The sequence below is a fragment of the Paenibacillus spiritus genome, assembly GCF_008710135.1.
Taxonomy (GTDB): Bacteria; Bacillota; Bacilli; order Paenibacillales; family Paenibacillaceae; genus Paenibacillus_AQ; species Paenibacillus_AQ glufosinatiresistens.
In genome coordinates this window covers 111,399-135,527 of sequence record NZ_VYKK01000022.1, presented here as the reverse complement: position 1 = coordinate 135,527, position 24,129 = coordinate 111,399, and the positions used below count along the sequence as shown (strand labels likewise).

The 24,129-nt window shown below is 60.1% G+C and carries 21 protein-coding genes; 5 read left to right on the top strand and 16 right to left on the bottom strand.

Annotation, left to right across the window (positions count from 1 at the left end; translation table 11 throughout):
* The first annotated feature begins 31 nt into the window (after window positions 1-31).
* Window positions 32-1,027 (top strand): MerR family transcriptional regulator, encoded by a 996-nt coding sequence (locus F4V43_RS15515; protein ID WP_150459165.1) that lies wholly within the window; start codon window positions 32-34, stop codon window positions 1,025-1,027.
* A 101-nt stretch (window positions 1,028-1,128) separates the two neighbouring features.
* On the opposite strand, the gene F4V43_RS15510 is transcribed toward F4V43_RS15515, so the two are convergent.
* From F4V43_RS15510 to F4V43_RS15485, 6 genes are all read right to left on the bottom strand, one after another.
* Complete coding sequence (locus tag F4V43_RS15510; RefSeq protein ID WP_150459164.1) at window positions 1,129-1,998, bottom strand: SDR family oxidoreductase; 870 nt, start codon at window positions 1,996-1,998, stop codon at window positions 1,129-1,131.
* 162 nt (window positions 1,999-2,160) lie between these two features.
* Window positions 2,161-4,401: an S-layer homology domain-containing protein gene (locus tag F4V43_RS15505; RefSeq protein WP_150459163.1), complete on the bottom strand. Its 2,241-nt coding sequence runs from the start codon at window positions 4,399-4,401 to the stop codon at window positions 2,161-2,163.
* 132 nt (window positions 4,402-4,533) lie between these two features.
* Complete coding sequence (locus tag F4V43_RS15500) at window positions 4,534-4,965, bottom strand: hypothetical protein (protein ID WP_150459162.1); 432 nt, start codon at window positions 4,963-4,965, stop codon at window positions 4,534-4,536.
* Between the two features lie 126 nt (window positions 4,966-5,091).
* Window positions 5,092-6,036: a malate dehydrogenase gene (gene mdh, locus F4V43_RS15495; RefSeq protein WP_150459161.1), complete on the bottom strand. Its 945-nt coding sequence runs from the start codon at window positions 6,034-6,036 to the stop codon at window positions 5,092-5,094.
* A gap of 59 nt (window positions 6,037-6,095) precedes the next feature.
* Window positions 6,096-7,391 carry an NADP-dependent isocitrate dehydrogenase gene (gene icd / locus F4V43_RS15490; RefSeq protein WP_150459160.1) on the bottom strand — a complete coding sequence of 432 codons (1,296 nt, stop codon included), beginning with the start codon at window positions 7,389-7,391 and terminating at the stop codon, window positions 6,096-6,098.
* Between the two features lie 158 nt (window positions 7,392-7,549).
* Window positions 7,550-8,662 carry a citrate/2-methylcitrate synthase gene (locus F4V43_RS15485; protein ID WP_150459159.1) on the bottom strand — a complete coding sequence of 371 codons (1,113 nt, stop codon included), beginning with the start codon at window positions 8,660-8,662 and terminating at the stop codon, window positions 7,550-7,552.
* Window positions 8,663-9,007: 345 nt separating this feature from the next.
* Between F4V43_RS15485 and ytvI the strand changes: the two genes are divergently transcribed.
* Entirely contained in the window at window positions 9,008-10,123 is a 1,116-nt protein-coding gene (gene ytvI, locus F4V43_RS15480; protein ID WP_150459158.1) for a sporulation integral membrane protein YtvI, read from the top strand.
* 57 nt (window positions 10,124-10,180) lie between these two features.
* Here ytvI and F4V43_RS15475 read toward each other — a convergent pair whose 3' ends face one another.
* The 3 genes from F4V43_RS15475 to F4V43_RS15465 are packed head-to-tail and all read right to left on the bottom strand — an operon-like array spanning window position 10,181 to window position 12,300.
* The gene (locus tag F4V43_RS15475) at window positions 10,181-10,582 is read right to left on the bottom strand and encodes an FxsA family protein (RefSeq protein WP_150459157.1); all 402 of its coding nucleotides are present in this window, start codon (window positions 10,580-10,582) and stop codon (window positions 10,181-10,183) included.
* Between the two features lie 13 nt (window positions 10,583-10,595).
* Window positions 10,596-11,069, bottom strand: a complete 474-nt coding sequence (locus F4V43_RS15470; RefSeq protein ID WP_150459156.1) for an acyl-CoA thioesterase — start codon at window positions 11,067-11,069, stop codon at window positions 10,596-10,598.
* 52 nt (window positions 11,070-11,121) lie between these two features.
* Window positions 11,122-12,300, bottom strand: coding sequence for an MFS transporter (locus F4V43_RS15465; RefSeq protein ID WP_150459155.1), 1,179 nt, complete (start codon window positions 12,298-12,300; stop codon window positions 11,122-11,124).
* A gap of 119 nt (window positions 12,301-12,419) precedes the next feature.
* Between F4V43_RS15465 and F4V43_RS15460 the strand changes: the two genes are divergently transcribed.
* Complete coding sequence (locus tag F4V43_RS15460; protein ID WP_223879919.1) at window positions 12,420-13,265, top strand: G1 family glutamic endopeptidase; 846 nt, start codon at window positions 12,420-12,422, stop codon at window positions 13,263-13,265.
* Between the two features lie 84 nt (window positions 13,266-13,349).
* Here F4V43_RS15460 and pyk read toward each other — a convergent pair whose 3' ends face one another.
* From pyk to F4V43_RS15430, 6 genes are all read right to left on the bottom strand, one after another.
* The gene (gene pyk / locus F4V43_RS15455; RefSeq protein ID WP_150459154.1) at window positions 13,350-14,774 is read right to left on the bottom strand and encodes a pyruvate kinase; all 1,425 of its coding nucleotides are present in this window, start codon (window positions 14,772-14,774) and stop codon (window positions 13,350-13,352) included.
* A 275-nt stretch (window positions 14,775-15,049) separates the two neighbouring features.
* A complete protein-coding gene (locus F4V43_RS15450) occupies window positions 15,050-16,051 on the bottom strand; it encodes an acetyl-CoA carboxylase carboxyltransferase subunit alpha (RefSeq protein WP_150459153.1) in 1,002 nt (333 codons plus the stop codon).
* A gap of 1 nt (window position 16,052) precedes the next feature.
* Window positions 16,053-16,946, bottom strand: coding sequence for an acetyl-CoA carboxylase, carboxyltransferase subunit beta (gene accD / locus F4V43_RS15445; protein ID WP_150459152.1), 894 nt, complete (start codon window positions 16,944-16,946; stop codon window positions 16,053-16,055).
* 75 nt (window positions 16,947-17,021) lie between these two features.
* Window positions 17,022-17,210 carry a glutamate decarboxylase gene (locus F4V43_RS15440; protein ID WP_150459151.1) on the bottom strand — a complete coding sequence of 63 codons (189 nt, stop codon included), beginning with the start codon at window positions 17,208-17,210 and terminating at the stop codon, window positions 17,022-17,024.
* 178 nt (window positions 17,211-17,388) lie between these two features.
* Window positions 17,389-17,877, bottom strand: a complete 489-nt coding sequence (locus tag F4V43_RS15435; RefSeq protein WP_150459150.1) for a phosphatidylglycerophosphatase A — start codon at window positions 17,875-17,877, stop codon at window positions 17,389-17,391.
* Window positions 17,878-17,951: 74 nt separating this feature from the next.
* Window positions 17,952-21,608 (bottom strand): DNA polymerase III subunit alpha, encoded by a 3,657-nt coding sequence (locus F4V43_RS15430; protein ID WP_150459149.1) that lies wholly within the window; start codon window positions 21,606-21,608, stop codon window positions 17,952-17,954.
* Window positions 21,609-21,762: 154 nt separating this feature from the next.
* Here F4V43_RS15430 and F4V43_RS15425 point away from each other — a divergent pair, with 154 nt between their 5' ends.
* Entirely contained in the window at window positions 21,763-22,086 is a 324-nt protein-coding gene (locus F4V43_RS15425) for a YtrH family sporulation protein (RefSeq protein ID WP_150459148.1), read from the top strand.
* 3 nt (window positions 22,087-22,089) lie between these two features.
* Window positions 22,090-22,593, top strand: coding sequence for a hypothetical protein (locus tag F4V43_RS15420; RefSeq protein ID WP_150459147.1), 504 nt, complete (start codon window positions 22,090-22,092; stop codon window positions 22,591-22,593).
* Between the two features lie 202 nt (window positions 22,594-22,795).
* On the opposite strand, the gene F4V43_RS15415 is transcribed toward F4V43_RS15420, so the two are convergent.
* Window positions 22,796-24,115 carry a glycosyltransferase family 2 protein gene (locus F4V43_RS15415; RefSeq protein ID WP_150459146.1) on the bottom strand — a complete coding sequence of 440 codons (1,320 nt, stop codon included), beginning with the start codon at window positions 24,113-24,115 and terminating at the stop codon, window positions 22,796-22,798.
* Window positions 24,116-24,129: the final 14 nt, after the last annotated feature.

The following is a 24,129-nucleotide window of genomic DNA, read 5'->3' as shown; positions in this document are numbered from 1 at the left end:
TGACCACGATTATTAAACAGGGGAATGGGATATGAAAATTCAGGAAGCGGCGGATTTGCTCGGTATTTCGGCCCGGACCATCCAGTTCTACGAGGAGAGGGGTCTGGTGGCGCCCGTCAAGGGAATGAATGTTTACCGGGAATTTGAGGAAGAGGATATCTGGCGTCTGCAGACGATTATCGCGCTTCGCGAAGCCGGACTGGGAGTGGCGGATGTGATGGATTCGCTCCGAAGCGCAGACGGACACGATTACGAGCAAGTGCTGTATTATCTGGAGATTCAGCGTTCGGCGCTGTTCTCCAAGCGGATGGAGATTCGCAGCATGATCGAATCCATTGAACGGATTATCGAAATTGTCAAGAAAGAGAAGAGGCTTCCGCCCGACGAAGTGTACATCCTTGCCGAACACTCCCGCCGCATCCGCGGCCAGCGGGAGTGGGAGGACCAATGGAATTACGAACGGCGCGGCGCGGCCGCCGATCCCCGCGCCCGGGGCGGCGCAACGGACTACGCCGATTACAGCGACGCGCTGGATTTTACCGTGCGCTCACTTGCTCCCCTTCCCGGCGAACGGGGCATCGACATCGGCTGCGGGACCGGCAATCTTGCCGGCAAATTGATGGAGGTCGGAGCGGTCATGAGCGGAATCGACCAGTCGCGCGAGATGCTGAAGCAGTGCCGGCAGCGGTTCCCCCGGCTGGAGACCAAACTCGGCAACTTCCTCGCTCTTCCCTATCCGGAAGGCAGCTTCAACTTTGCCGCTTCCAGCTTCGCGCTGCATCATCTGACCGACGATCAGAAGGGCCTCGCGATTGAAGAAATGCGGCGGGTGCTGAAGCCCCACGGACGGATCTGCATTACCGATTTCATGATGGACGACCTCGGAGACAAGGAGCTCCCCCGGGAGGACGGCTTCTACCCTTCCCTCGGCAGTCTGCTGGAACGGTTCGAAGAGCGAGGCTATATGGCCAAGCACCGGCGGGTCAGCGAGATGATTTATATTGTATACGCTGTCCCTTTTCACTGACATTCTGATTTTCCCGTCCCTGAATTCCCGTTAGAAGAAGCCGGCTCTGCTCTGCAGGGCCGGCTTCTTCATGGTTCAGACTGCGTTCAGGCTGCGTCTCGTTAACCGTTCACGATCTCGCCGCCGTTAACATGGATGACCTGCCCCGTAACGTAGGACGAGTCGCCCGAGGCGAGATAGACATAAGCCGGAGCCAGTTCTTCCGGCTGTCCCGGACGCTTCATCGGCTGGGTCGCGCCGAATTCGCTGACCTTCTTCTCGTCGAAGGTCGACGGGATCAGCGGCGTCCAGATCGGGCCCGGGGCAACGGCGTTGACCCGGATGCCTTTCTCGGCCAGATTCATGGATAGCGAGCGCGTGAAGCTCAGAATCGCACCCTTGGTGGACGAGTAATCCAGGAGCTGAGGGCTCCCCCGGTAAGCCGTAATCGACGTCGTGTTGACGATCGCCGAGCCTTCCTTCAGATGCGGAAGCGCCGCTTTGGTCAGATAGAACATCGAGAAGATGTTCGTCCGGAACGTTCGCTCCAGCTGTTCGGCCGTAATATCCGTCAGACTTGGCTGAGGATGCTGCTCCGCTGCATTATTGATCAGAATATCGAGCTTGCCGAGACCTTCCAGCGTCTGCTTGATGAGATCCTGGCAGAACGTCTCCGAGCCCAGATCGCCGGCGATCAGCAGACATTTGCGGCCTTCCTGCTCCACCTGGCGCTTGGTCTCCTCGGCGTCCGAATGCTCGTTCAGATAAGCGATGGCAATATCGGCGCCTTCTTTGGCAAAAGCGACAGCGACGGCGCGGCCGATCCCGCTGTCGCCCCCTGTAATCAAGGCGGCTTTGCCGGTCAGCTTGCCGGCCGCCTTGTAGGCGGCCGGTTCATATTTCGGCCGCGGCGTCATTTCCGATTCCAGTCCCGGCTGGCGGTCCTGGTGCTGCGGCGGCAGTGTCTTCTCCGTTTGCTTGCTGTCAGACATGATGCATTTCTCCTTCCGCTTAGAGAGAGTGGCCTTGCGAACTCATTTCACTAGCATGACGTGATGAGCCCGTCATTATGCGCCAAGCGCCCCGCCCTCCCGGGCGGGGAGGCGCCCTACGCCTCTTAATTACCACAAGCGAAAAGGGATCAAACAAATACGCTAAGCCTGATCCGAGACCTCTGCATAGGCTACCGCATTGAAATCTTTATCATAGAAGATGACGATATACCGGACCGATGCCCGGTCTGCGGGATAAGACATCAGCACTTCGGTCTGCTGCGCATTCGAGTAGGACTGCACGCCCGCAAGCACGGCAGCGGGAGTGAACCGGTCGCGGCTGGTGAACCAGTCCGGCGTCACGGAGTAGTAGGCCGCCTCGGTCTCCGCCAGAGCGGCGGACAGTTCCAGCCGCGCATGAGGGTAGCCGGCAGGATTCGCCACCTTGGCTGCCGTTACCCCGCTCTCCAGACGGCGGAAGGCGCCCGGCTTCGCCGTGAGCGAAGAAAGGCGCTTCATCTGGTAGGAGTGCCCGATTACATTTTGCTTCGCATCATACAGAATGACGGTGAAATAATAAGTGCCTGCCGGAAGCGGGTAGCTGGAGACCAGTCCGCCGTCCAGCGGAATCACACTCTCTTTGGCCACCCGGCTCCAGTCATTGGCTCCCAACGGAACCCCGGAGATGGCTACCGAATAGCCGTGTGCCGCATTTCTCACTGCTGCGGGGACTCCCCCGAAATCCGGCTGGACGGCAATGCCGTTGACAAGCGGCCCCATGTCTTTCAGAAGAATGCCGCCAATCACCGGAATTTTGCTGAACGGACTCTGAACCGTGCTCTCGGCAGGCTGTACGGTCCACCCTGCGATCTTCTCCTGTCCGCCTGGAATCGCGTTCTGCTGCCCGGGCGTGAGCATTCCCCATAAGCGAACCGCATCCTTCACCGTTTCGGGATCAGCACTCGCCGTCCCGGAGGAAGCTGCGGGCAGAGCAGCCAGCGCTTGAGAGGCCAGCAATTGCAGCCCATCGGCATTGGGTGACCAGCTTCCCTCCCAGTATCCGAGCGCTTGCAGCTTCTCATCCAGAAATACGACGATATAGCGTTCGTCGAGATAGCTTCCTCTCAGAACGCGGCCTTGGGCGGGAACCATTAGTCTCGTTCCGCTCAAGCTTATGGCGTAAGCCGGTTCGGCCAACAGAGATTCGGCCCGGAAGGCAGCCGGGTTGAAATGGGAAGAACCGTATACAGCATAATAGCGGGTCCCCGCCGGCGTAACGCTCGGCTTCAGCGCATGGCTGAGCTGGAACCCGTCCCAGTCCAGAGTCACAGAGACGCCGGCTTCCATCCGCAGCAGCGGGCCGGAGACGGTCGGAACATTCATGGCTGCCGGAGCCTCCACCGCAGCATACCCCAATACCTTATTCTCGGAGTCGCAGAGAATAACGTTCGCGAAATGCTTGGTTCCGTTCCCGATCTCTTTGGGAGATACCGTAAATTCATAGCTTCCGCTCCCCGAAGGATACAGCGCCAGGAAATCATTTCCGTAGGGCGCAATCTGCTCCGGTTTAAGCGGCTGCTCTGACCAGCGCAGGTGCACCGTCGATGCCTTGGCGGCAATGGCAGCCGGCACCCCCTTCAAATCGAGCTTCACCTCCATCAGATTCAACTCGACCATTTGGCCGTCTATGCCTCTGGCGGCTTGGACGGAGACGGAGATGCCGTCGATGGTTGACGCCGCCGGATAGACAAGCGGTTCAGAAGCTGCCGGCTTGCCGGGCTGCGCCTTGGCGAGCGAAGCGTCCAGCAGCGTGACCGCTTCCGCCCGGGTGAGCGCCCGTCCGGGAGCGAACCTGGCGTCCGGATAACCCCTCATAAGGCCTCCCTGCACCACAGCCGCCACCTGGTCCTGCGCCCAGGCGGCGATCTGACCGCGGTCCGTGAAGGCGTCCAGTCCGCTGCGGCTGCCTCCCTTCAATCCGAGCAGCTTCGCAATAATGACAGCGGCCTCCTGCCGGGTAACCGGATCGGCGGGACGAATGCGGCCTTCGTAACCCTGTATGTATCCTGAGGCGCTGGCCCGGGCCAGTTCGGGATAAGCCCAGTTCCCCGGCTTAAGATCTATAAAACTTGCTTCCGCTTCAGCCTTTAGAGAGAAGGAACGGTTCATCATCGCCGCGAATTCGGCCCTGGATACGGACTGGTCGGGCTGAAGCGCTCCTTTGCCGTTGCCTCTCAAATCTCCGCGCTCCGCCCAGGCCTTCATCTGCTTCTCTGCCCAATGACCCTGAATGTCACGGCCTGCCGCTCCTCCCGCACTCTCCGCCTGTATACCAGGAGCTTCCGCCGTCAATAGTCCTGCAATCCATATCGCACTTACAATAAACTTGAACCTTGTCCTCATCCTCTACCCCCCAGCTTCTTCTTGTGCCGCTCCACCGGCAGTATGACCAGATTAATACAAGGAAGCAAATATGAACAGAAGAAAATGGAAAGGCCGGAAATCCGGGCAATCCCGGCTCTCCGGCCACTACTTTTAGATAATATCGTTGTACACCATCAGGAAGACCATGACCAGAAGCAGAACCGCCAGCAGCGCGCTCAGCGTCTTGACCTTCCCCGTCTCGGCCGCAACGTTGCCGTTGTCGCGGAACCCCGCGGCGGCCAGCCGCAGCGGCTTGGCCATCATCCCGCCTACCGCGAACATCGCGAGCAGCAGCACGGGAACGATAATTTTCCAGGCCAGCGAATAGTCATCGCCCTTGGCCATCAGGTAGCCGCCGGTCAGCAGCTGAATGCCCAGACCGTACTGGGCCAATCGGTTCAGAGATCCTACCACGTTCATCGTTCCTTCCCGTGCGGATGCCGACAGCTTCTCGGTCCGTCCCAGCACAAACGGCAGTACGAGATAGAAGCCGACTGCAAGAGTTCCGACCATATGTAGGAACATCAATACGCTCCAATCCATAACCTGTTGCCTCCGTTCCTATGTGATATTAGTTATATCCAAAATTCATTATACGATTTCTTCCGCCCTCAACGCAAAAAGGCCCCCCTCTTTCTTACGAAAAAGGGAGACCTTGATTGCCGCCTGTTATTGAGAGCTCAGGACTGCGGTTACGCTGCGCACCGAATCGGCGGATTTGTCCAGCGCTGCCTTCTCCTCGGCCGTAAGCTCCAGCTCGAAGATCCGCTCAATGCCGGTTCCTCCGAGCAGCGCCGGAACGCCCATGAACAGCTCGCGGTATCCGTATTCGCCTTCCAGCAGCGCGATAACGGGAAGCACGCGCTTCTTGTCCTTCAGGATCGCCTCGGCCATCTGCACCAGAGACGCCGCCGGAGCGTAATAGGCGCTTCCATTGCCGAGGAGCCCGACAATCTCGCCGCCGCCGACCCGGGTCCGCTGCACAATCTCGGCAATGCGGTCTGGCTCAATCAGCGTGTCGATCGGAATGCCGCCGACGCTGGAATAGCGGACCAGCGGCACCATATCGTCGCCGTGGCCGCCCAGCACGAAGCCCCGCACATCCTCGACGGAGACGTTCAGCTCCTGGGCGATGAAAGTGCAATAACGGGCCGTATCCAGTACACCCGATTGTCCGATCACCCGGTTCTTGGGGAACCCGAGCGTCCGGTAGGCGGCCCAGGTCATGGCATCGACCGGGTTGCTCAGAATAATCACAATGGATTCGGGAGCGACCCGTCTGATCTGCTCGCAGACCGATTGCACAATTCCCGCATTGGTATTGACCAGATCGTCGCGGCTCATGCCCGGCTTGCGGGCGATGCCGGCTGTAATAATGACAATATCCGAGTCCGCTGCCTCTTCGTAATCCGAGGTGCCGACAATCCGGCTGTCGTAGCCCTGCACCGGACCGGCTTCCAGCATGTCCAGCGCCTTGCCTTTGGTCGGATTCTCCAACTGCGGGATATCGAGCAGCACCACATCGCCCAGTTCCTTCTGGGCGAGCATCAGAGCGGTCGTAGCGCCGGTGAAGCCGGCGCCTACAATGGTAATTTTGGAACGTTGGATAGCCAAGACGACAGAACCTCCTCAAATAGCCCCACTGTCAGTGGGGCCAAGCGTTCAGAGCCATTTTACATATGCTTGATGATTTCGTCCGCAAATTCCGAGCACTTCAGTTCGGTAGCGCCTTCCATGAGGCGGGCGAAGTCGTAGGTTACCGTCTTGTTGTTGATCGCCGTGCTCATTCCCTTGTAGATCAGATCGGCTGCTTCCTGCCAGCCCAAGTGTTCCAGCAGCATCACGCCCGAGAGAACGACGGAGCCCGGATTGACAACGTCCTTGTCCGCATACTTCGGAGCCGTACCGTGGGTCGCCTCGAAGATCGCATGTCCCGTCACATAGTTGATGTTCGCGCCGGGAGCGATGCCGATGCCGCCGATCTGCGCAGCCAGCGCATCGGAGAGATAGTCCCCGTTCAGATTCAGCGTCGCAATGACATCGAAATCGGTCGGACGGGTCAGCACCTGCTGCAGCGCGATGTCGGCGATGGCATCCTTGATGATGATCTTGCCCTCGGCTTCGGCCTGCTTCTGGGCCGCGTTCGCCGCGTCCGTCCCTTCGGCATCCTTGATGCGGTCGTACTGGCTCCAGGTGAAGACCTTGTCGCCAAATTCCTGCTCGGCCACTTCATAGCCCCAGTTCTTGAAGGCGCCTTCGGTGAACTTCATGATGTTGCCCTTGTGAACCAGCGTCACGCTCTTGCGTCCATGCTTCACGGCGTACTCGATGGCGGCGCGGACAAGGCGCTTCGATCCTTCGGAAGAGACGGGCTTGATGCCGATGCCGGAGGTCTCCGGGAAGCGGATCTTGGAGACGCCCATTTCGTTCTGAAGGAATTCGATAACCTTCTTCACCTGCTCGGAGCCTTCCTGGTACTCGATGCCGGCATAGATATCCTCCGTATTCTCGCGGAAAATAACCATGTCCACCAGCTCCGGATGCTTCACCGGCGACGGAACGCCGTCAAAGTAACGGACCGGACGCAGGCAGACGTACAGGTCGAGTTCCTGACGCAGCGCCACGTTCAGGGAACGGATGCCGCCGCCGATCGGCGTCGTCAGCGGGCCTTTGATGGCAACGATATACTCGCGGATCGCTTCAAGCGTATCGTTGGGGAGCCACTCGCCGTATGTATTGTAGGCTTTCTCTCCGGCAAAAACTTCGTACCAGGCAATCTGCTTCGCGCCGCCGTAAGCCTTGTCAACCGCTGCGTCCAGCACGCGCTTGGAAGCTCTCCAAATGTCGCGGCCGGTGCCGTCGCCTTCAATGAACGGAATGATCGGCCGGTCCGGAACCTGCAGCTTGCCGTTCTCGATCTGGATGGGTTGGCCTTCGGTGGGAAGCTCAAATTTCGTCAATTTCAACATGGGTCCGTATTCCTCCTCAAAAATGGGGGTCGCAGGCGGTAAAGCCTGACAGAATAAAGCCTGATTCAACCTCAATCCGCGCCTTCATCGGGCAGATCCGTACCATTAAAGGACGGGACGGCCCGAAGGAATGCACGGGTCATTAAAGCTGTTGCCGCTTAACGCTCGTCGACCGGCACGTATTTCTGCTCGATCAGCCCGGTATACTCGGCGCGCGGACGGATGATTCGGTTGTCTTCGTACTGCTCCAGAATATGGGCGGTCCAGCCCGATACCCGGCTGATGGCGAAGATCGGCGTGAACAATTCCCGCTCGATGCCTAACTGAGTATACACGGAAGCGGAATAAAAATCGACATTCGGCTTGAGGCCCTTGCGGCTCGTAATCAGTTCTTCAATCCGGACCGACATGTCATACAGGGAGGTGTCGTTCTTCATGACGCCGAGCTCGTGCGACATCTTCATCAGATGCTTCGCCCGCGGATCGCCGTTCTTGTATACCCGGTGGCCGAAGCCCATAATCTTCTCCCGGCGCTCCAGCTTGCCCGAAATATAGGAATCGACGTTATCCGGGCTGCCGATCTCTTCCAGCATTCTCATCACCGCTTCATTGGCTCCGCCGTGCAGCGGTCCCTTCAGCGCTCCGATGGCGGAAGTCACGCCCGAATAAATATCCGACAGCGTCGCCACCGTCACCCGTCCGGCGAACGTCGACGCATTCAGCTCATGGTCGGCATGAAGCACCAGCGCGGCGTCCAACGCTTTTACGGAGACTGCATCCGGTTCTCTTCCCCACAGCATATAGAGGAAATTCTCCGCAATCGAAGCTTCGCTCTTCGGAGCCACAGGCTCCAGACCCTGGCGGATGCGGGCCAGCGCAGCCACAATCGTCGGCAGCTGAGCCTGCAGCTTGACCGCCTTAATCTCATTGGCTTCACGGCTCATATCGTCGGCGGCCGAATCGTACAGCGCCAGCGCGGACACCGCCGAACGCAGGGCCGCCATCGTGTTGGCGTTCTTCGGGTACAGCTTCATCTGCTCCAGCAGCTCGGCGGGAAGCGGCGCGAATCTTCCGAGATCGCGGTTCAGCTTCTCCAGCTCGGCTGCGGACGGCAGCTTCCCGAACCAGAGCAGATAGGCCGTCTCTTCAAAGCCGGCATTCCAGGCGAGATCATCGATATCGTATCCGCGGTACGTAAGCACGCCGTCTACGATAGAGCTAATGGAAGAGGTCGTAGCTACGATGCCTTCCAGGCCTTTGGTAACTGTCATGATTAACATCTCTCCTTTGCCAACAGGGATTTAATGCAGCCTCATTCCCGTGAAAACCGTTACAAATTTGAGGTTTCCGAAATTCCGTTTCAGGAGGGAGCTCTTAACCTTTAATCATCATACCGGATATTGACGGTTATGTGAACAATGTGGGAGCTTTGCTTGGCATCAAATGATTTTATCGGCCGGATAGAAAAATCCATTCTTCGCCGCTGTTTCATGTAAGCGCTTGCTGGTTAGCATTTGCTCTCCGTAAGCATGTCTGACAGCCGCACTCCGGGAATAGATTGAGAGTAGACCGCTCTCTCCGGCGGAAGCGCGAAGAACCCCTGGAAGGAGAATTCCATGGAATCCCTAACCGTCAAAAGATTGCTGCGGGCCCTCTGGGTCCTTCTGGGCGGATCGGCTCTGCTGGCCGCTCTGTATCTGCTGATGCCGCTCGTCTACCCGCTTCTGCTCGCCTGGCTGCTCGCCTTTCTGATTCACCCGCTTGTACTGCGGCTGAAGGTCTGGCGCCTGCCGGGCTGGCTGGCCGTGTGTCTGGCGCTGATTCTGTATATCGGCAGCGCCGGACTTGTCATCACCGCACTGATAACCAAGCTGGTCAAGGAACTGATTGTGCTGGCACAGACGCTCAGTCTCCATACCGAAGAATGGCGCCGTCTGCTGCTCTCCTGGAGCGAGAGCCGGAGCATCCGGAACATTATCAGCCAGATCGAAGCGTTCTACCAGAGCAATCCCGGCTATCATGCGACCATCGACAGCAACATCAGCCGGACGACCGGCACGCTCGGCGCCCTGGCTACGCGCGTCGTCGGCGGCTTCTTCAACGCAATCCTGCAGCTGATCTCCTCGCTCCCTTCCTTCGGTACGGTGCTTGGGGTAGTCGTTCTTGCCGCTTTTTTTCTCGCAACCGGCTGGGAGCGGCACAACCGGATGCTGGCCGGGATCATCCCGGCCACCTGGCGGGATACGGCCGAAGGCATCTGGGCGGAGCTCCGCAAATCGCTGCTTGGCTACTTCACCGCCCAGCTCATTCTGCTGTCGATCACGGCAACCCTGGTCATTCTCGGTCTGGCGCTGCTCGGCGTCGATTCCGCCTTCGCGATCGGGCTGATGATCAGCGTTGTCGATCTGCTGCCCTACCTCGGCGTCGGCGCCGTCCTGATTCCCTGGGCCCTGCTCTCCTATATGTCGGGGCAGACCGGCCTTGCCGCAGGGCTGGCCGCTCTCTTCGCCGTCGTGCTGATTACGCGTCAGCTCCTGGAGCCCAAGGTGCTCGGAAGCAGCATCGGCGTCGATCCCTTGGCCATGCTGATCGTGATGTTCGCAGGGCTTCAGCTCTTCGGCGCGGTCGGCCTGCTCTTCGGCCCCGTTGCGCTCGTCGTGCTGGGGGCGCTGCACCGGGCGGGCGTCTTCCGCAGCCTGCGGAGCTACATCGCAACCGGGAGACCCCGTTAAGAATGCCAAAAGCCGCTAATTCCTGCCGGCGGGCGGGCAAAAGCGGCTTATCAGCTTCTATTTGCGGTAATACGTGAAGGTTCCGTTCTTCATCTTTCTCTGAATCCACTTCATCATCCAGAAGCGGTACACCGGCCGCGTCAGCGGGAACAGCAGCGTAAAGCCGATCAGATCCGTTACGAATCCGGGCAGAATCAACATCATGCCGCCCATAAAAACGCACAGGCCGTCCAGCATGGTCCGGCCGGGCGGCTGGCCCGCTTCCAGCAGCGCCTTGCTGTCCTGCAGCACTTTCTTGCCCTCAAAACGCATCATCACAAGTCCGATGACCGACGTGGCCAGCAGCAGCAGGAGCGCCTTGGAGACGCCGATGTGCTCCGACACGAGCAGAAAACCGAATAATTCCACAGCGGGCACAATAAAGATCGCGGCCCACAACCATTTTCCCCTGATAACCATTACGCTCTCCCTTCTACCGCAGCGCCTCGGCCAAAGCCGCGAACTGCTCCGGAAGCACCCGTTCCAGCCGGCAGGGCTTCCAGGTCCGGTCCACCCAGACATGCTCGGTCTTCCCGGTTACAAGCAGATCGCCGCTGCCGGCGGGAGCCTCCTCCCCGTCCAGGCCATCGCTCCGCCGGACTTCGTACTCAAAGGCCATGCGGAGCGGCGAGAACGCCGATACCCGCGTGTATACCCTAATCTGATCGTCATAACGGGCCGGGCTTTTATATTGCAGCTCTGCCGCGGTCACAGGCAGCATTACGCCTTGCTCCTCAAGCATACGGTAAGCGAAGCCGAGCTCACGGAGCATCTCCGTTCGCGCCACCTCGAACCAGTTCAAATAATTGGAATGGTACACGACGCCCATGCCGTCGGTCTCCTGGTAGCGGACCCTGAGCGGGGTCCCGTGCCAGCTTCCGGGCAGCGCAACAGCGTTCTTTCTCATTTGGTCTTCCTCCTTGAGTCATACAATCCTTCATCATTACCCGGTTGACTCATTATACGCCCGTCTGCACCGGGGCGGCAAATTTCCGGCGGCGCGAGCTCCGCGCCACGATGAGCAGAAGCAGCGAACCGAGGGCTGCGCTCAGCATGCAGGAGATGTTCATCGCCGCAACGCCGCCCTGATTCAGCAGATACCCGTTCAGCAGATTGCCCACGATTCCCGCCAGACCGGAGAAGACCATATTGAAGACGCTCTGTCCGGTAGCCTGCATGTCCGCCGCCGTGATTCGGGACACGTATTCCACCGCAGCAATATAGAAGAAGCCAAAAGAAAGCCCGTGAAGGAACTGGACTCCGATCATGACAGACGGATCGGGCAGGACAACCTGGATACCCCAGCGCAGCACATAGACCAGCGCCGCCAGAAGCATCGTCCGTTCGATGCCCCACCGGGCCATGACCTTGGAAGCGATCAGCATGGACGGCACGTTGGTGATCGAAGCTATCAGCAGCGCGATGCCCGCATGGGCGGTCGAGCCGCCCGCCGACTTGAAGGCCAGCACGAAGTAGGTACCGAAGGCCGTCATCGTCTGATTGACCAGGAAGCTGCCTCCCAGGAAGGCGAGGAACATCCGGTTGCCCATCAGCTCCCGGATGCCCCGCGAGAGCGACTGCGGCATCATATGGTTCTCCTCCGCTTCCCGCGGCAGGGTCAGCGCCACCGCTACGGCGGCTGCGGCCAGCAGCAGATAAGGCAGCCAGATGCTCGATACCGTGAAGGCCGATACATACCGTCCGCCGGCATAGCCTCCCACCGCCGCTCCAAAGCTCAGCATGAGCCGGATGCTGCCATAGGTCGATCCCGCCTGCCGGGCCGCCGCGATGGCGTAGGAGTCCGAGATCGGCGCCTGGGTAGAGGAAAAGACTGTCGATACCATATAGACCAGCGTGAGCACCAGATAGAGATCGGAGCGGTACAGCACAGCGAGCGCTGCCGGAACCGCAACACTGAGGATCAGCACAAGCCGGGTCTGGCGGTAGCGGTCGGAAATAATGCCCCAGACCGGCTGGAGCAGAATCGCCACCAGCGTCCCGAGCGCCATCAGCATACCGATCCGGCTGCTGTCCAGCCCGTTATGCGAGAGCAGAAGGGTCAGATACGGGCCGAACAGCCCGCCCGATAAGCCGAGAAACAGATAGAACAACCGAAGTTTAAGCATTTTGGTCCACATCGCGCCTTGCTTCCTCCCGCACCATCCAAATTGTCTAAATGCCCATTCCCCGCCCTTCGGCTGTGCATCTACTGTCATAACCACCCGAACAGCCAGCTTTATCAAGGAGGAGAATACCTATGATTCAACGCAAGCGGTCCCACGCCAACCGCCGAATGCCCGCTTCAGGCCCGGCGGCAACTTCGACCCGAAGACCGTTGCCGGGCAGACACCGCCACCGGCCCTGTTCCATAACCGGACGCCCTTCGCCTTCCGGCAGAGAACGCCTGGGCTGGGCTTCCTCGAACTGGAGCGGGTATGCCCTCTCCGGCCGTAAGGGCCGCTTCCGCAGCATTTCAGCCGAGTGGCGCGTCCCGACAGTCCGACCGACGAGACAGCCTTCTTATTCCTCCGCCTGGATTGGAATCGACGGATTCCGGAATTCCAGCCTGATCCAGACGGGGACCGCCCATGAATTTGTGGACGGCAAAGCCCGCTATTATGCCTGGTGGGAGATTCTTCCGGCAGCGGAGACCCCGATTCCCTATCCTGTCTTACCCGGGGACCGGATGCGCGCTTCGATCCGCCGCCAGTCCTCCGGCTTATGGAGAATTGCGCTCTGCAACCTTACCCGCGGCTGGAGCTTCTGCACCGATCGTTCCTATAGCGGTCCCATGACATCGGCCGAATGGATTCTGGAGCCCCCCTTCGTCGACGGGGCGCCCACTCGCCTTGCCGCGCTGACTCCCGTCTGCTTCTTCCGCTGCCGGGTGAACGGCCGCAATCCCCGGCTGCGCCTGAGAGACGGCGGCATTCTCATTCAGAACGGCCGGGTCTATGCCGTCCCTACCGCCCCTTCGGCTCGCGGAGACGCCTTTGCGGTGCGCCGCCTTGGTCCGCCGCTCGGAAAGCTCCGTCTCGCAGCAAGGCTTATCCGCCGGAAGCCCTGCCGGCATCCTTCACCTCATACAAAAAGCAATGGCTAGAACGCCATTGCTTCTTGTTCGATGCTCTATTCATGCGTAACACTCCTGCGAGAGCCGGGTCTTCAGACCTAAGGCAGCAGGTGCTTAGTCGTTCGCGATTTGTTCAACTTTCACCAGGTTCGTGGAGCCCGAACGGCCCAGCGGAATACCGGCAGTGATTACGACAAGGTCGCCGCCCTTCACGAGGCCGGAAGCCTTGCCGCCCTTAACGGCTGTCTCCAGCAGTTCATCGGTCGAAGAAGCCTGCTCGCCGCGAACCGGGAACACGCCCCATACCAGCGCGAGCTGACGCATCGTGCGGTCTTCGGTCGTTACCGCGATGATCGGCGACTTCGGACGATACTTCGATACGACGCGAGCCGTGTGGCCGCTGACCGTCGAGGAAATGATCGCTTTGGCGTTCAGGTCCAGCGCGGAGATCGCGACGGATTGGCTGATCGCTTCCGTTACCGTCGTTTCCTGGGCAATCTGCTGCTTCAGGAAGATTTCACGGTAGTTCAGCGCGGATTCGGCCTTCTCGGCGATGCGGGACATCGTCAATACAGATTCAACCGGGTATTTCCCTGCGGCCGTTTCGCCGGACAGCATGATGCCGTCGGTGCCGTCGAAGATGGCGTTCGCCACGTCGCTCGCTTCGGCGCGGGTCGGACGCGGGTTGCGCTGCATGGAATCCAGCATCTGGGTAGCCGTAATTACCGGCTTGCCGGCGATGTTGCACTTCTGAATCATCAGCTTCTGGGCCAGCGGCACATCTTCCGCCGGAATTTCTACGCCCAGGTCGCCGCGGGCAACCATCAGGCCGTCGGATACAGCCAGGATCTCGTCCAGGTTGTCCACACCCTGCTGGTTCTCAATCTTGGAAATAATCTGGATATGCTCCGCATTGTGCTTCTTGAGCAGATCGCGGATTTCCAGCACGTCGCTGGCTTTGCGAACGAAGGAAGCGGCAATAAAATCGATGTCCTGTTCGATCCCGAAAATAATGTCGTTGGTGTCCTTCTCCGTAATGCCCGGCAGGGAAATGGCAACTCCGGGCACGTTAACGCCCTTCTTGCTCTTAATCGTTCCGCCGTTAACGATACGGGTCTTGATTTCGGTGCCTTGAATGTCAACAACAGTCAGTCCGATCAGACCGTCGTCGATGAGGATGGTCGAACCTACCTGAACGTCGCTCGGCAGATCGGTGTAGGTCACGGAAATCCGGTTCTTGTCGCCCAGGATTTCTTCGGTCGTCAGGGTCAGGTATTCATCCTGAACCAGTTCGATCGGCTCTACTTCCAGCTTGCCTGTACGAATTTCGGGTCCTTTGGTATCCAGAAGGATGGCTACAGTCTTGCCCAGTTCCTGGGAAGCCTGACGGATCGTCTTGATCCGGTTGCCGTGCTCTTCATAATCGCCGTGGGAGAAGTTCAGACGGGCCACGTTCATTCCGGCCAAAATCAATTTTTTGATGTTCTCCAACGATTCGCTTGCAGGACCGATCGTACATACAATTTTACTTTTCCGCATTAGGTTTTCCTCCGTTTTTTTGTTTCTCTCTGTGTGGCTGATCCAACCGTTAATACTGATACCCTATGAATTGGCAGGTTAACTGCGCCCTTATGAATATTACTGCAACCGCTAGACAAAATCAATGATTCCGGGGTGATTTCATGTAAAACTCACATGTAATTTGTGAAAAACAGTACACAGATACGAAAAGCAATTTGATAGATTGAGAGACCCTGATCGGCAAAAAGCGGCCTGCTCTCGCAGGGCGGGAGCAGGCCGCTATGGCTATTCCTCTATTCCGGACTCAAGGCCGCTTCTTCGGGAAGCGCCTCTTCTTCGCGGGCTTCGGCATATTCGCCGATCTTGCGGAATTTCAGGTAGCGGTCCTCCCGCAGCTCGTCGGCGTCCATGACGGACAGCTCCTGCAGATGGCGGATAATTGCTTCCTTAATATGTCCGGCTGTCGCTTCATAATCGGCATGCGCCCCGCCCTTCGGCTCGGGCACGATCTCCTCGACGACTTCCATGGCCAGCAGATCGGCGGCCGTAATCTTCATCGCTTCCGCCGCCTTGTCGGCTTTGGTGGCGTCCTTCCACAGAATGGAAGCGGCTCCGTTCGGAGAAATGACGGAATAGATCGCATGCTCCAGCATCAGCACCCGGTTGCCGACGGCCATGGCCAACGCTCCGCCGCTTCCGCCTTCGCCGATGACAACGCAGATGACCGGAACCCGAAGCTTCGACATCTCCAGCAGATTCCGGGCGATGGCCTCGGACTGCCCCCGCTCCTCGGCCGTATTGCCTGGATAAGCGCCCTTCGTATCAATAAAAGTAATAATGGGGCGCCGAAACTTGTCCGCCTGCTGCATCAGCCGCAGCGCCTTGCGGAAGCCCTCGGGATGAGCGCTGCCGAAGAAGCGGGCAATATTGTCCTTGGTGTCCTTCCCGCGCTGCTGCCCGATTACCGTTACGGGCTGCCCGTCCAGCTTGGCAAGGCCTCCGACTACGGCCAGATCGTCGCCGAAGAGCCGGTCGCCGTGCAGTTCCAGGAAATCGTCGAAGATGAGATTCATCAGATCAAGCGAGGTCGGCCGGCCGTGATGGCGGGCCAGGTGCATTTTCTGCGAAGGCGTAATATTGGCGTATATTTCATCTTCCAGCAGCCGGTAGCGTTCTTCCAGCCTGGCAATCTCTTCGCTGAAATCAATGCCCTTCTCTGCGCCGAACTGCTGCAGTTCCATGATCTTCTTGCGCATTTCCGCCAGAGGGGTCTCAAAAGGCAATTCGCCCGCCATTTCAGCAGCCCCCTTTCGTGTCATGCAGCTCCAGCAGCTTGGAGAGCTTGGACCGCATTTCCTTGCGGTGAACCACAAGATCCAATTGTCCGTGCTTTAAATTGAACTCCGCCGTCTGAAAGTCATCCGGCAGCTTCTGCCGGATCGTCTGCTCAATGACAATCCGTCCAGCAAAGCCGAATACCGCTCCCGGCTCGGCAATGATAATATCGCCCAGACTTGCAAAGCTGGCGGATACGCCGCCTGTAGTCGGGTCGGTAATGATCGACAAATAAAGGCCTCCGGACTCGCCGAACCGGGCGAGAGCGGCGCTCGTCTTCGCCATCTGCATGAGACTGAGAATGCTCTCCTGCATCCGGGCGCCGCCCGAGGTCGAGAAGATCAGCAGCGGCAGACGCTGCACGGTCGCTTCCTCGACGGCCCGGGTAATCTTCTCTCCGACGACCGAGCCCATGCTGCCCGAAAAGAATTCAAAATCCATAACGGCGATCATGACGGCATGTCCGTCAATGGTCCCTATGCCGGTGATGACCGCTTCTTCGCGGCCGGTCTTCAGCTTCTGCTGCTCCAGCTTCGAGGCGTAGCCCGGGAATTGCAGCGGATCGACCGAAGTCATGCCGGCGTCGAATTCCACGAAGCTGCCCTCATCCAGCGTGATGGCAATCCGCTCGGCGGCGTTCAGCCGCATGTGATAGCCGCAGGCCGGACATACTTTCAGGTGCTTCTCCAGTTCCTTGCTGTACTGGATAGAGCCGCACTTGGCGCATTTGCTCATCAATCCTTCGGGAACTTCCCGCTTCGGGCGTTCACCGGGTTCCGGCTCGCCGCTGCGCAGCGCGCGCTGGGATGGAATAGTCGCGTATTTCCGTTTTTTCTGAAATAAGTCTTTGAACACAACCGCACCTCTCAGCACATTATTGGCGTTATGCAGCCTGCCGTTCACTGCTCTCCCGTTCCCGACGTCGGCGGGCTACGGGTGCAGAATCAGGTTAAGCACTTCCTGGACTTCTTCCAATTCTCCGGAAGGAACGAGAATTTCAAATTGCTGCTTGGACATATTGACCGGGCGGCTCTGGACCAGAAATCCTTCTTCCGTCAGCTTACTCTTGATCATATCCGCCATCCTGGCGGTAGGCGCAATATAGATGACCGTCCACATGTCCCGACAAGTCCTCCCCTTCCTCAATCAGCCGTACCCGTACGTTGGAACCATGATAACACAGTTTACTTTTTTCCTGCAACAGAGTCCGGGCATAGGACAAAGGGCCGCGCCGCGTCCCCGGAAGGACGCAGAGCGGCTCTGCGGTGCGGAATAAAAGGCTTCGCGAACGCCCCGTTCAGGCATCGAAATATTGCCTTGCTCCCTCATGCCGGTGGGCAATCCGCGCCGATGCGGCCGCCGCGATGCTGGCGACCAGATCGTCGAGAAAGACATGAATGCCTCGGGTTTTGTCGTTGAGCATGCCGATAACGCCGGGTTTGTTCTTGTCGAGATAGCCGAAGCCGGTCAGGCCAATCATGCCGTATACGCCGGTGATGCCGAGCGCCAGCGTCTCGTCCGCCCCGTAGAGGGATTCGTCCGCCTCCATTACGGCCTGCAGCGGCTGGGGCAGCAGCTTCCGCTCGGCCAGCTCATCCAGGGCGATCCCCGTCATCAGCGTATATTGCACCTCTCTCTTGCCGAGGACGGCCCGGACGCTCGCCGCGCATTCCTCCTGCTTCAACTCCGGATAATAGACTGACTGAAGGGCATGGACAATCTCTGCAATCGATTCGATGGAGACGCCCCTGCGCTCCAGCATGTCCGCCGCGACTTGGTATGACATCCGCGTTCTCCCCTTTGCTGCGCCGGTTAAGTCCGGCCGTCTCCTACTCTATGCGCGCAAAAGGCAAAACGTTCTTATTTGATAACGACCGTTCCCTCCCCGAGCATCGCCTCGATGCCCCGGACCAGCTCCGGGGCCGGCTCGACCCGGTAGCTGTCGCTGAGCGCGAGCAGCTTCTGTCGGCTCTCGTAGAAGAGCAGCGTGGGCACGCTGCCCGGATGGCGGCGCAGCAGCTCCTGCAGGCCCGGCAGGAGACCCTGCTCTTCGGCCTGCGGCGTGATCTTGACGAACGCGCGCAGCCCGGCGCCCGTTGGGGAGCCGTCCCCTGAGGCTCCGGCGGACGAAGCGCGGGCAGCGCCGCCGGCTCCCGTCCCCGGCGGACGCCCCGGGGACGCTGCGGACCGCGGAGCCGCGCCGGCTTGACGCGGCGCGGCCGTCAAGCCGCCGGCCTGCGCAGGCCCGGCGCCCCCCCGCGGCCGGGAAGCCGCAGCTTCCCGGCGCCGCAGCAGGGCGCGCACGGCGTCCAGCGTGAGCGGCGCGAGCTCTTCGGCCAGCAGCTTGAAGCCTTCGTCCTGCTGCTGGACCCTGGCGCGCAGCGCCAGCAGCGCGCCTTTCTGGGCGGCGCTGCGGCTGCGCCGCCACACTTCGGGGAAGAGCACGACCTCGCAGCGGTCGATCTGGTCTTCCCATTCGACAAAGGCCATCGCCTTGCCGGCCTTTGTCATAATCTCCTTGATGGACACGATTCTCCCCGCCGTCACGGCCATGCTCTCGTCAGGGGCCTCCTCCAGCTCCACCAGACGCTGCACGCCCGGCTCCTCCAGCAGCTCTTCGGCATCGTCCAGCGGATGGCCCGACAAATACAGGCCGAGCAGCTCCCGCTCCAGCTCCAGCTGCTGGGCGGCCGAGAACCGGGGAATGTCCGGATAGGAGATGTCCCAGTTCGGCGATTCGATCAGATCGTCGAAGAGCTGGATCTGCAGTTCATCCCGCTCCTTCCGCCATTTCACGGCGGCATCCACCGTCTCGTCCAGCATCGCCAGGAGCTGGGCCCGGTGTCCGGGCAGGCTGTCGAAGGCTCCGGCCTGAATCAGCGACTCGATGACCCGCTTGTTGCAGACGCGAAGGTCGACCCGGCGGCAGAAATCGAGCAGGCTGTCGAACGGCCGCTCCTTCCGGGCCTCCAGAATGCCTTCAACGGCCAGCGTGCCGACGTTCTTGATCGCCGCCAGCCCGAAGCGGATATGCCCGCTGCCGGATTCCCCGCCTCCGGCGCTCGACGGCGTGAAGGTCACCCCGCTGCCGTTGACGTCCGGCGGCAGGACAGAGATGCCCATTCTCCGGCAGTCCAGCACATATTCGGCCACCTTGCGGTGAACCCCCATGACAGCCGTCAGCATGGCGGCCATGAACGGCACCGGATGATGGGCCTTGAGATAGGCCGTCTGGAACGCCAGAACGCCGTAGGCGGCAGCATGGGCCCGGGGGAAGCCGTAGTCGGCGAAGCGGACAATCATATCATAGACGGCGTTGGCGTCCGCCTCCCGGTAGCCCTGCTTCAGACTGCCGGCGACAAAATGCCCGCGTTCGCGGTCCAGCGTCTCGCGCTTCTTCTTCGAGACGGCGCGGCGCAGAAGATCGGCTTCGCCCAGCGAGAAGCCCGCCATGCGGGAGGCAATCTGCATAATCTGTTCCTGATAGACGATGATCCCGTACGTATCGGCGAGAATCGGGATCAGATCGGGGTGGGGATACTCCACCTCCGCCAGCCCGTGTTTGCCCTGGATATACTTCGGAATGAACTCCATCGGTCCCGGACGGTACAGCGCCAGGACGGAGACGATATCCTCAAAGGCCGTCGGCCGCAGCTCCTTGAGCACTCTTCTCATGCCCGCCGACTCCAGCTGAAAGACGCCGGTTGTCTCGCCGCGTCCCAGCATCTCGTAGGTCGCCGGATCATCGTCGGCAATGCCGCGGAAGTCGGGGGCCGAGCCGGCAAGCTGCGCGATCCAGTCTGTGCAGCGCTCGATGATCGACAGGGTGCGCAGCCCGAGGAAGTCCATCTTCAGCAATCCGATCGCTTCCAGATGCTCCATGGAGTACTGCGTCAGCGCCGTTCCTTCATTGCCCTCCTGCAGCGGCACCGCGTCGGTCAGCGGACCGCGCGAGATTACAACGCCCGCCGCATGGGTCGAAGCGTGCCGGGGCATGCCCTCGACCTTCATCGCCATGTCCAGCAGCTCCCGGACCCGGGGGCTGCCCTCATAGAGCGCCTTAAGATCGGGGCTGCTCTCCAGCGCGCGCGCAATGCTGATTCCGAGCTGGCCGGGAATCAGCTTCGCCGCCTTGTCGACTTCGCCGTACGGCATATTCAGCGCTCGTCCGACGTCGCGAACGGCGGCGCGGGCGGCCATGGTGCCGAAGGTGATAATCTGGGCGACATGCGATTCGCCGTATTTAGCGGCAACGTAGGCAATCACCTCATCGCGCCGCTCGTCGCTGAAGTCGATGTCGATATCGGGCATAGTTACCCGTTCGGGGTTCAGGAAGCGCTCGAACAGCAGATTGTACTTCAGCGGATCGACATCCGTAATCCGCAGACAATACGCCGTCAGACTGCCCGCCGACGAGCCGCGCCCCGGTCCGGTCGCAATGCCTTGGCGGTGACAGTAGGCAATGAAGTCCCAGACAATCAGAAAATAATCGCTGAAGCCCATGCTCTCGATGACGCCAAGCTCATACTCCAGCCTATCCTGCGCTTCCTGCCGGGAACTCGGCTCTTCCCAGCGCGCCGTGCCCGCGTACCGTTCCTCCAGCCCGGCCAGGCAGAGCCGGCGAAGATAAGCCGGGGCGTCCAGCCCTTCCGGAATCGGGTCGTACGCCGGGAGAATATGTCTGCCGAATTCCAGCTCCAGATTGCATTTGTCCGCGATGGCCGCCGTGTTGGCGATCGCCTCCGGCACATGCGGGAACAGCGCCGCCATCTCGGCGTCGTTCTTCAGATAGAGCTGGTCGGTGCCGATCTTCAGCCGGTCTTCGTCATCCACCGTCTTGCCGGTCCCGATGCAGATCAGCACATCCTGCATGGCGGCGTCTTCCCGGGACAGGTAGTGGACATCATTGGTGGCTGCAAGCCCGATGCCGAGTTCCCCGGCAAGCGTGATCAGCTTCGGATTGACCCGTTTCTGCTCCACTAGGCCGTGGTCCTGCAGCTCCAGATAGAAGTCTTCTCCGAAAATCTCCCGGTACCGCAGGGCGGCGCGCCGGGCCTCTTCCTCCCGGCCGTGCAGCAGATGCTGCGGCACCTCGCCGCCCAGACATGCGCTGAGGCAGACGAGCCCCTCTGCGTACGCCGCCAGCAGCTCCATATCAATGCGCGGTTTATAATGGTAGCCTTCGAGATGGCCGGCCGAAACCAGCTTCATGAGGTTCCGGTAACCCGTCTCCGACTTGGCGAGCAGAATGAGGTGATAAATCGGCTGATCCTTGCGGCTCCCCCGTTCCTTCCGGGAGCCTGCCGTCAAATAAACCTCGCAGCCGATGATCGGCTTGATGCCGTGTTCGCGGCATGCTTTATAGAAGGGAATGGCCCCGTACATGACGCCGTGATCGGTCAGCGCCAGCGAGGTCATGCCGTAATCGGCGGCGCGGCGCGCGAGTTCCGAGATGCGCGCGGCCCCGTCCAGTAAACTGTATTCGCTGTGCACATGCAGATGCACGAAAGGGGTCATGCTCCCACTTCCTTCCGGCCTTCGCCTGACTTGAATTCCTTCCCTACATTTTATCATATTGCCGGGGGAGCCGCCCATACAATGGGAAGAGAGCGGGGACAGGCCGCAAGCGGCTGCTGGCGGCAGCCCCGCTTCCGGCGAAAGGAGGATTCGGATGGGCACTTTTCTGAGCAAGGCCATCCTTGATTTTTTCATTGCCTTCGGCATTGTGCTGGGCGGGGCCATGCTTGGGGGCATAGGCGCGGTCTTCTCGCTGCAGCCGCCGACGGTCACCATGCTTGACGTGGCGGACCGCATCAAGATCTGGGCGCTTGCGGCTGCTGTCGGGGGGACGATTGACCCGATGCGGGTAATCGAGAGCAACATGCTGGGGGGGAACCTCTCGCCGGCCATCAAGCAGATCCTTTACCTGGTGTTCGCGTTCCTTGGAGCGCATATGGGCAGCGAGCTGGTCAAATGGGTTGCAGGCAGGGGGTAGGCCATGCGGATTCCTCCTTTCGGCCGGTTCCGCCGGTTCTCGCAGCTGGCCGCTTCCTGCGTGCTCGGCATGGTGCTCGGCAGCGTATTCTATAATTCCGTCTTTCACGCCGGGTACAATGCGCTCTGGCTCGACAATCAGGACCTGCGGGTCCGGCTCTCCCAATACGAGAAAGACATCGTTACGCTGAAGAAATACAAGAACAGCAGCTCCGTCATCAAGGAGATCAAAATCCGCGCCGAGGACGCCTCCGCGCGCGGCGAGACATCCGTCCCGGATGCGGTTACCGTCAAGGATATCGTCAGCCGGCTGGGGGCCGATCTCGCCCCGATGCGGGGACGGAGCGTGTTCGATATCGACACCGACGCCAAGATGGCCCGCCTGCTGCTCGGCGGCAAGGTCTATATCGTCCGGGACAAGGAGTATGCTGTCACAATCCGGACGATGCTTGTCATGGAAGGCGTGCTGCAGATTTGGGTGGAGATCGGGCCGGCGCGCCGCCCGTAGCGGCCTCCGGGACGGCTATCCGTCCAAGAAGATCCAGCCTTGGACTCCAAAGAAAGTTCAGCCGTCAACAAGAGACCTTCAACAGAAAGAAACATCCGTCTGAAATAAACATCCATTGCCAAGAAGCCGCCGGGACGCTAGCCCCGGCGGCTTCTGCTTCTGTTGCTATGAAGAGGCCTGCTTCGGCCTGCACGGCCCGCCTTCAGCGCCGCACCAGCATCCGCACCAGCGGCACCTGGAGGATCTGCTTCTTGATCCGCTTGCGGCCGAATTCCCGCTTCACTTGGCCGTATACCCCCGGGCAGTGGTCCCGGGTCCAGCGGAACATGTAGCTGTAATCCTCCGAGGTCTTCGCGGAATTTCTAAGATAGTAGACGATCGTATCATAGGAAGTGTTCTCGAACCAGGGGGTCAGCTCTTGGTTCCGGTAGCCGTAGCGATCCAGGGCAAGCTGGCGGATGCTCCGCTTCTCTTCCAGATTGCGCACCAGGAAGTCGCGGCTGAGGCTGAAGGTGATATTGCTGCCGTGAATCCGGTAGACTCCGGCGACGCAGTCGATGAACCCGGCGTCTCCAACCAGCAGCGAGCGGAGATAAATGGACGAGTCATTCACCATGTTCATCTGCGAGATGTTCATGTCGATCAGGGCCTGACGCCGGAAGACCGTCGTCAGCGTCGAGGCGGGCTTGCCGTAGCCCGGCCGCTCGAAGTTCAGGAAGAAATCCCGCCGCCCGGTAATCTCCGCCAGTCCCAGCTCCTGCAGATCCAGCCGCCGCTCCGCGGTGTACTCCAGAAAGACATTGGCGGCGACGAACGACAGACCCGGGTGTTCCCGGTGAAAAGCGACCGCCCGGCTGAAATAGCCGGGGTCGATCAGATAATCGTCATCGTCCAGGAACAGGACGAATTCTCCGTCGCCGTGCGCCTCGAAGGCGGCCAGCCGGTTGACGCCGGGGCCCCGGTTGGCCTCGTTCCGCATATAGAATACCCGTTCCTCGCCGCCGAATGCCCCGCGCATGAGCGTGTCCGTTCCATCCGTGGAGGCGTCGTCGATGACGGTCACTTCCTTGTTCGGATAATCCTGCGCCAGAATGCTCTCGACCGCCTGCTTCAGAAAGTCCCGGCGGTTGTAAGTCGTAATGATGACGCTGACTTTGGGCGCCGCCTCCTTACCGGCGGCCTGCGAACCGGCGGATTCCCGGAAGGCAGAGCCGCCCGTGCGAAGCTTGGCCAGAACCCCGGCCAGACGCTCCGCCTCGGGCGTACCGTCCAGTTCCGGCCGGCTCCGCAGATACAGGGCCAGCGCACCGGGCGCATCCCTGCCGTCCGCCTGCCGAATCGCCAGCCGGGCAAGCGTATCCAGCGATTCCCGGAATTCCGTCTCTTCCCTGTCCGCAAGAGCGCGGATTTCTCCGCTCAGCGCCCCGCTCTGCAGCCGTCCCCCGCCTGCGGACAGTTCATCCGCCAGGGCATCCATCAGCCGCCTTTCGGCTCCGGCGGCCCCTTGTTCCTGCTGTATCATATGCGCATCCCTCC

Bases quoted from the DNA above. Each gene is read 5' to 3' on its own strand.
- F4V43_RS15515 (WP_150459165.1), top strand. From the start codon at position 32: ATGAAAATTCAGGAAGCGGCGGATTTGCTCGGTATTTCGGCCCGGACC.
- F4V43_RS15510 (WP_150459164.1), bottom strand. From the start codon at position 1,998: ATGTCTGACAGCAAGCAAACGGAGAAGACACTGCCGCCGCAGCACCAG.
- F4V43_RS15505 (WP_150459163.1), bottom strand. From the start codon at position 4,401: ATGAGGACAAGGTTCAAGTTTATTGTAAGTGCGATATGGATTGCAGGA.
- F4V43_RS15500 (WP_150459162.1), bottom strand. From the start codon at position 4,965: ATGGATTGGAGCGTATTGATGTTCCTACATATGGTCGGAACTCTTGCA.
- icd (WP_150459160.1), bottom strand. From the start codon at position 7,391: ATGTTGAAATTGACGAAATTTGAGCTTCCCACCGAAGGCCAACCCATC.
- F4V43_RS15485 (WP_150459159.1), bottom strand. From the start codon at position 8,662: ATGACAGTTACCAAAGGCCTGGAAGGCATCGTAGCTACGACCTCTTCC.
- ytvI (WP_150459158.1), top strand. From the start codon at position 9,008: ATGGAATCCCTAACCGTCAAAAGATTGCTGCGGGCCCTCTGGGTCCTT.
- F4V43_RS15475 (WP_150459157.1), bottom strand. From the start codon at position 10,582: ATGGTTATCAGGGGAAAATGGTTGTGGGCCGCGATCTTTATTGTGCCC.
- F4V43_RS15470 (WP_150459156.1), bottom strand. From the start codon at position 11,069: ATGAGAAAGAACGCTGTTGCGCTGCCCGGAAGCTGGCACGGGACCCCG.
- F4V43_RS15465 (WP_150459155.1), bottom strand. From the start codon at position 12,300: ATGTGGACCAAAATGCTTAAACTTCGGTTGTTCTATCTGTTTCTCGGC.
- F4V43_RS15460 (WP_223879919.1), top strand. From the start codon at position 12,420: ATGATTCAACGCAAGCGGTCCCACGCCAACCGCCGAATGCCCGCTTCA.
- pyk (WP_150459154.1), bottom strand. From the start codon at position 14,774: ATGCGGAAAAGTAAAATTGTATGTACGATCGGTCCTGCAAGCGAATCG.
- F4V43_RS15450 (WP_150459153.1), bottom strand. From the start codon at position 16,051: ATGGCGGGCGAATTGCCTTTTGAGACCCCTCTGGCGGAAATGCGCAAG.
- F4V43_RS15440 (WP_150459151.1), bottom strand. From the start codon at position 17,210: ATGTGGACGGTCATCTATATTGCGCCTACCGCCAGGATGGCGGATATG.
- F4V43_RS15435 (WP_150459150.1), bottom strand. From the start codon at position 17,877: ATGTCATACCAAGTCGCGGCGGACATGCTGGAGCGCAGGGGCGTCTCC.
- F4V43_RS15430 (WP_150459149.1), bottom strand. From the start codon at position 21,608: ATGACCCCTTTCGTGCATCTGCATGTGCACAGCGAATACAGTTTACTG.
- F4V43_RS15425 (WP_150459148.1), top strand. From the start codon at position 21,763: ATGGGCACTTTTCTGAGCAAGGCCATCCTTGATTTTTTCATTGCCTTC.
- F4V43_RS15420 (WP_150459147.1), top strand. From the start codon at position 22,090: ATGCGGATTCCTCCTTTCGGCCGGTTCCGCCGGTTCTCGCAGCTGGCC.
- F4V43_RS15415 (WP_150459146.1), bottom strand. From the start codon at position 24,115: ATGATACAGCAGGAACAAGGGGCCGCCGGAGCCGAAAGGCGGCTGATG.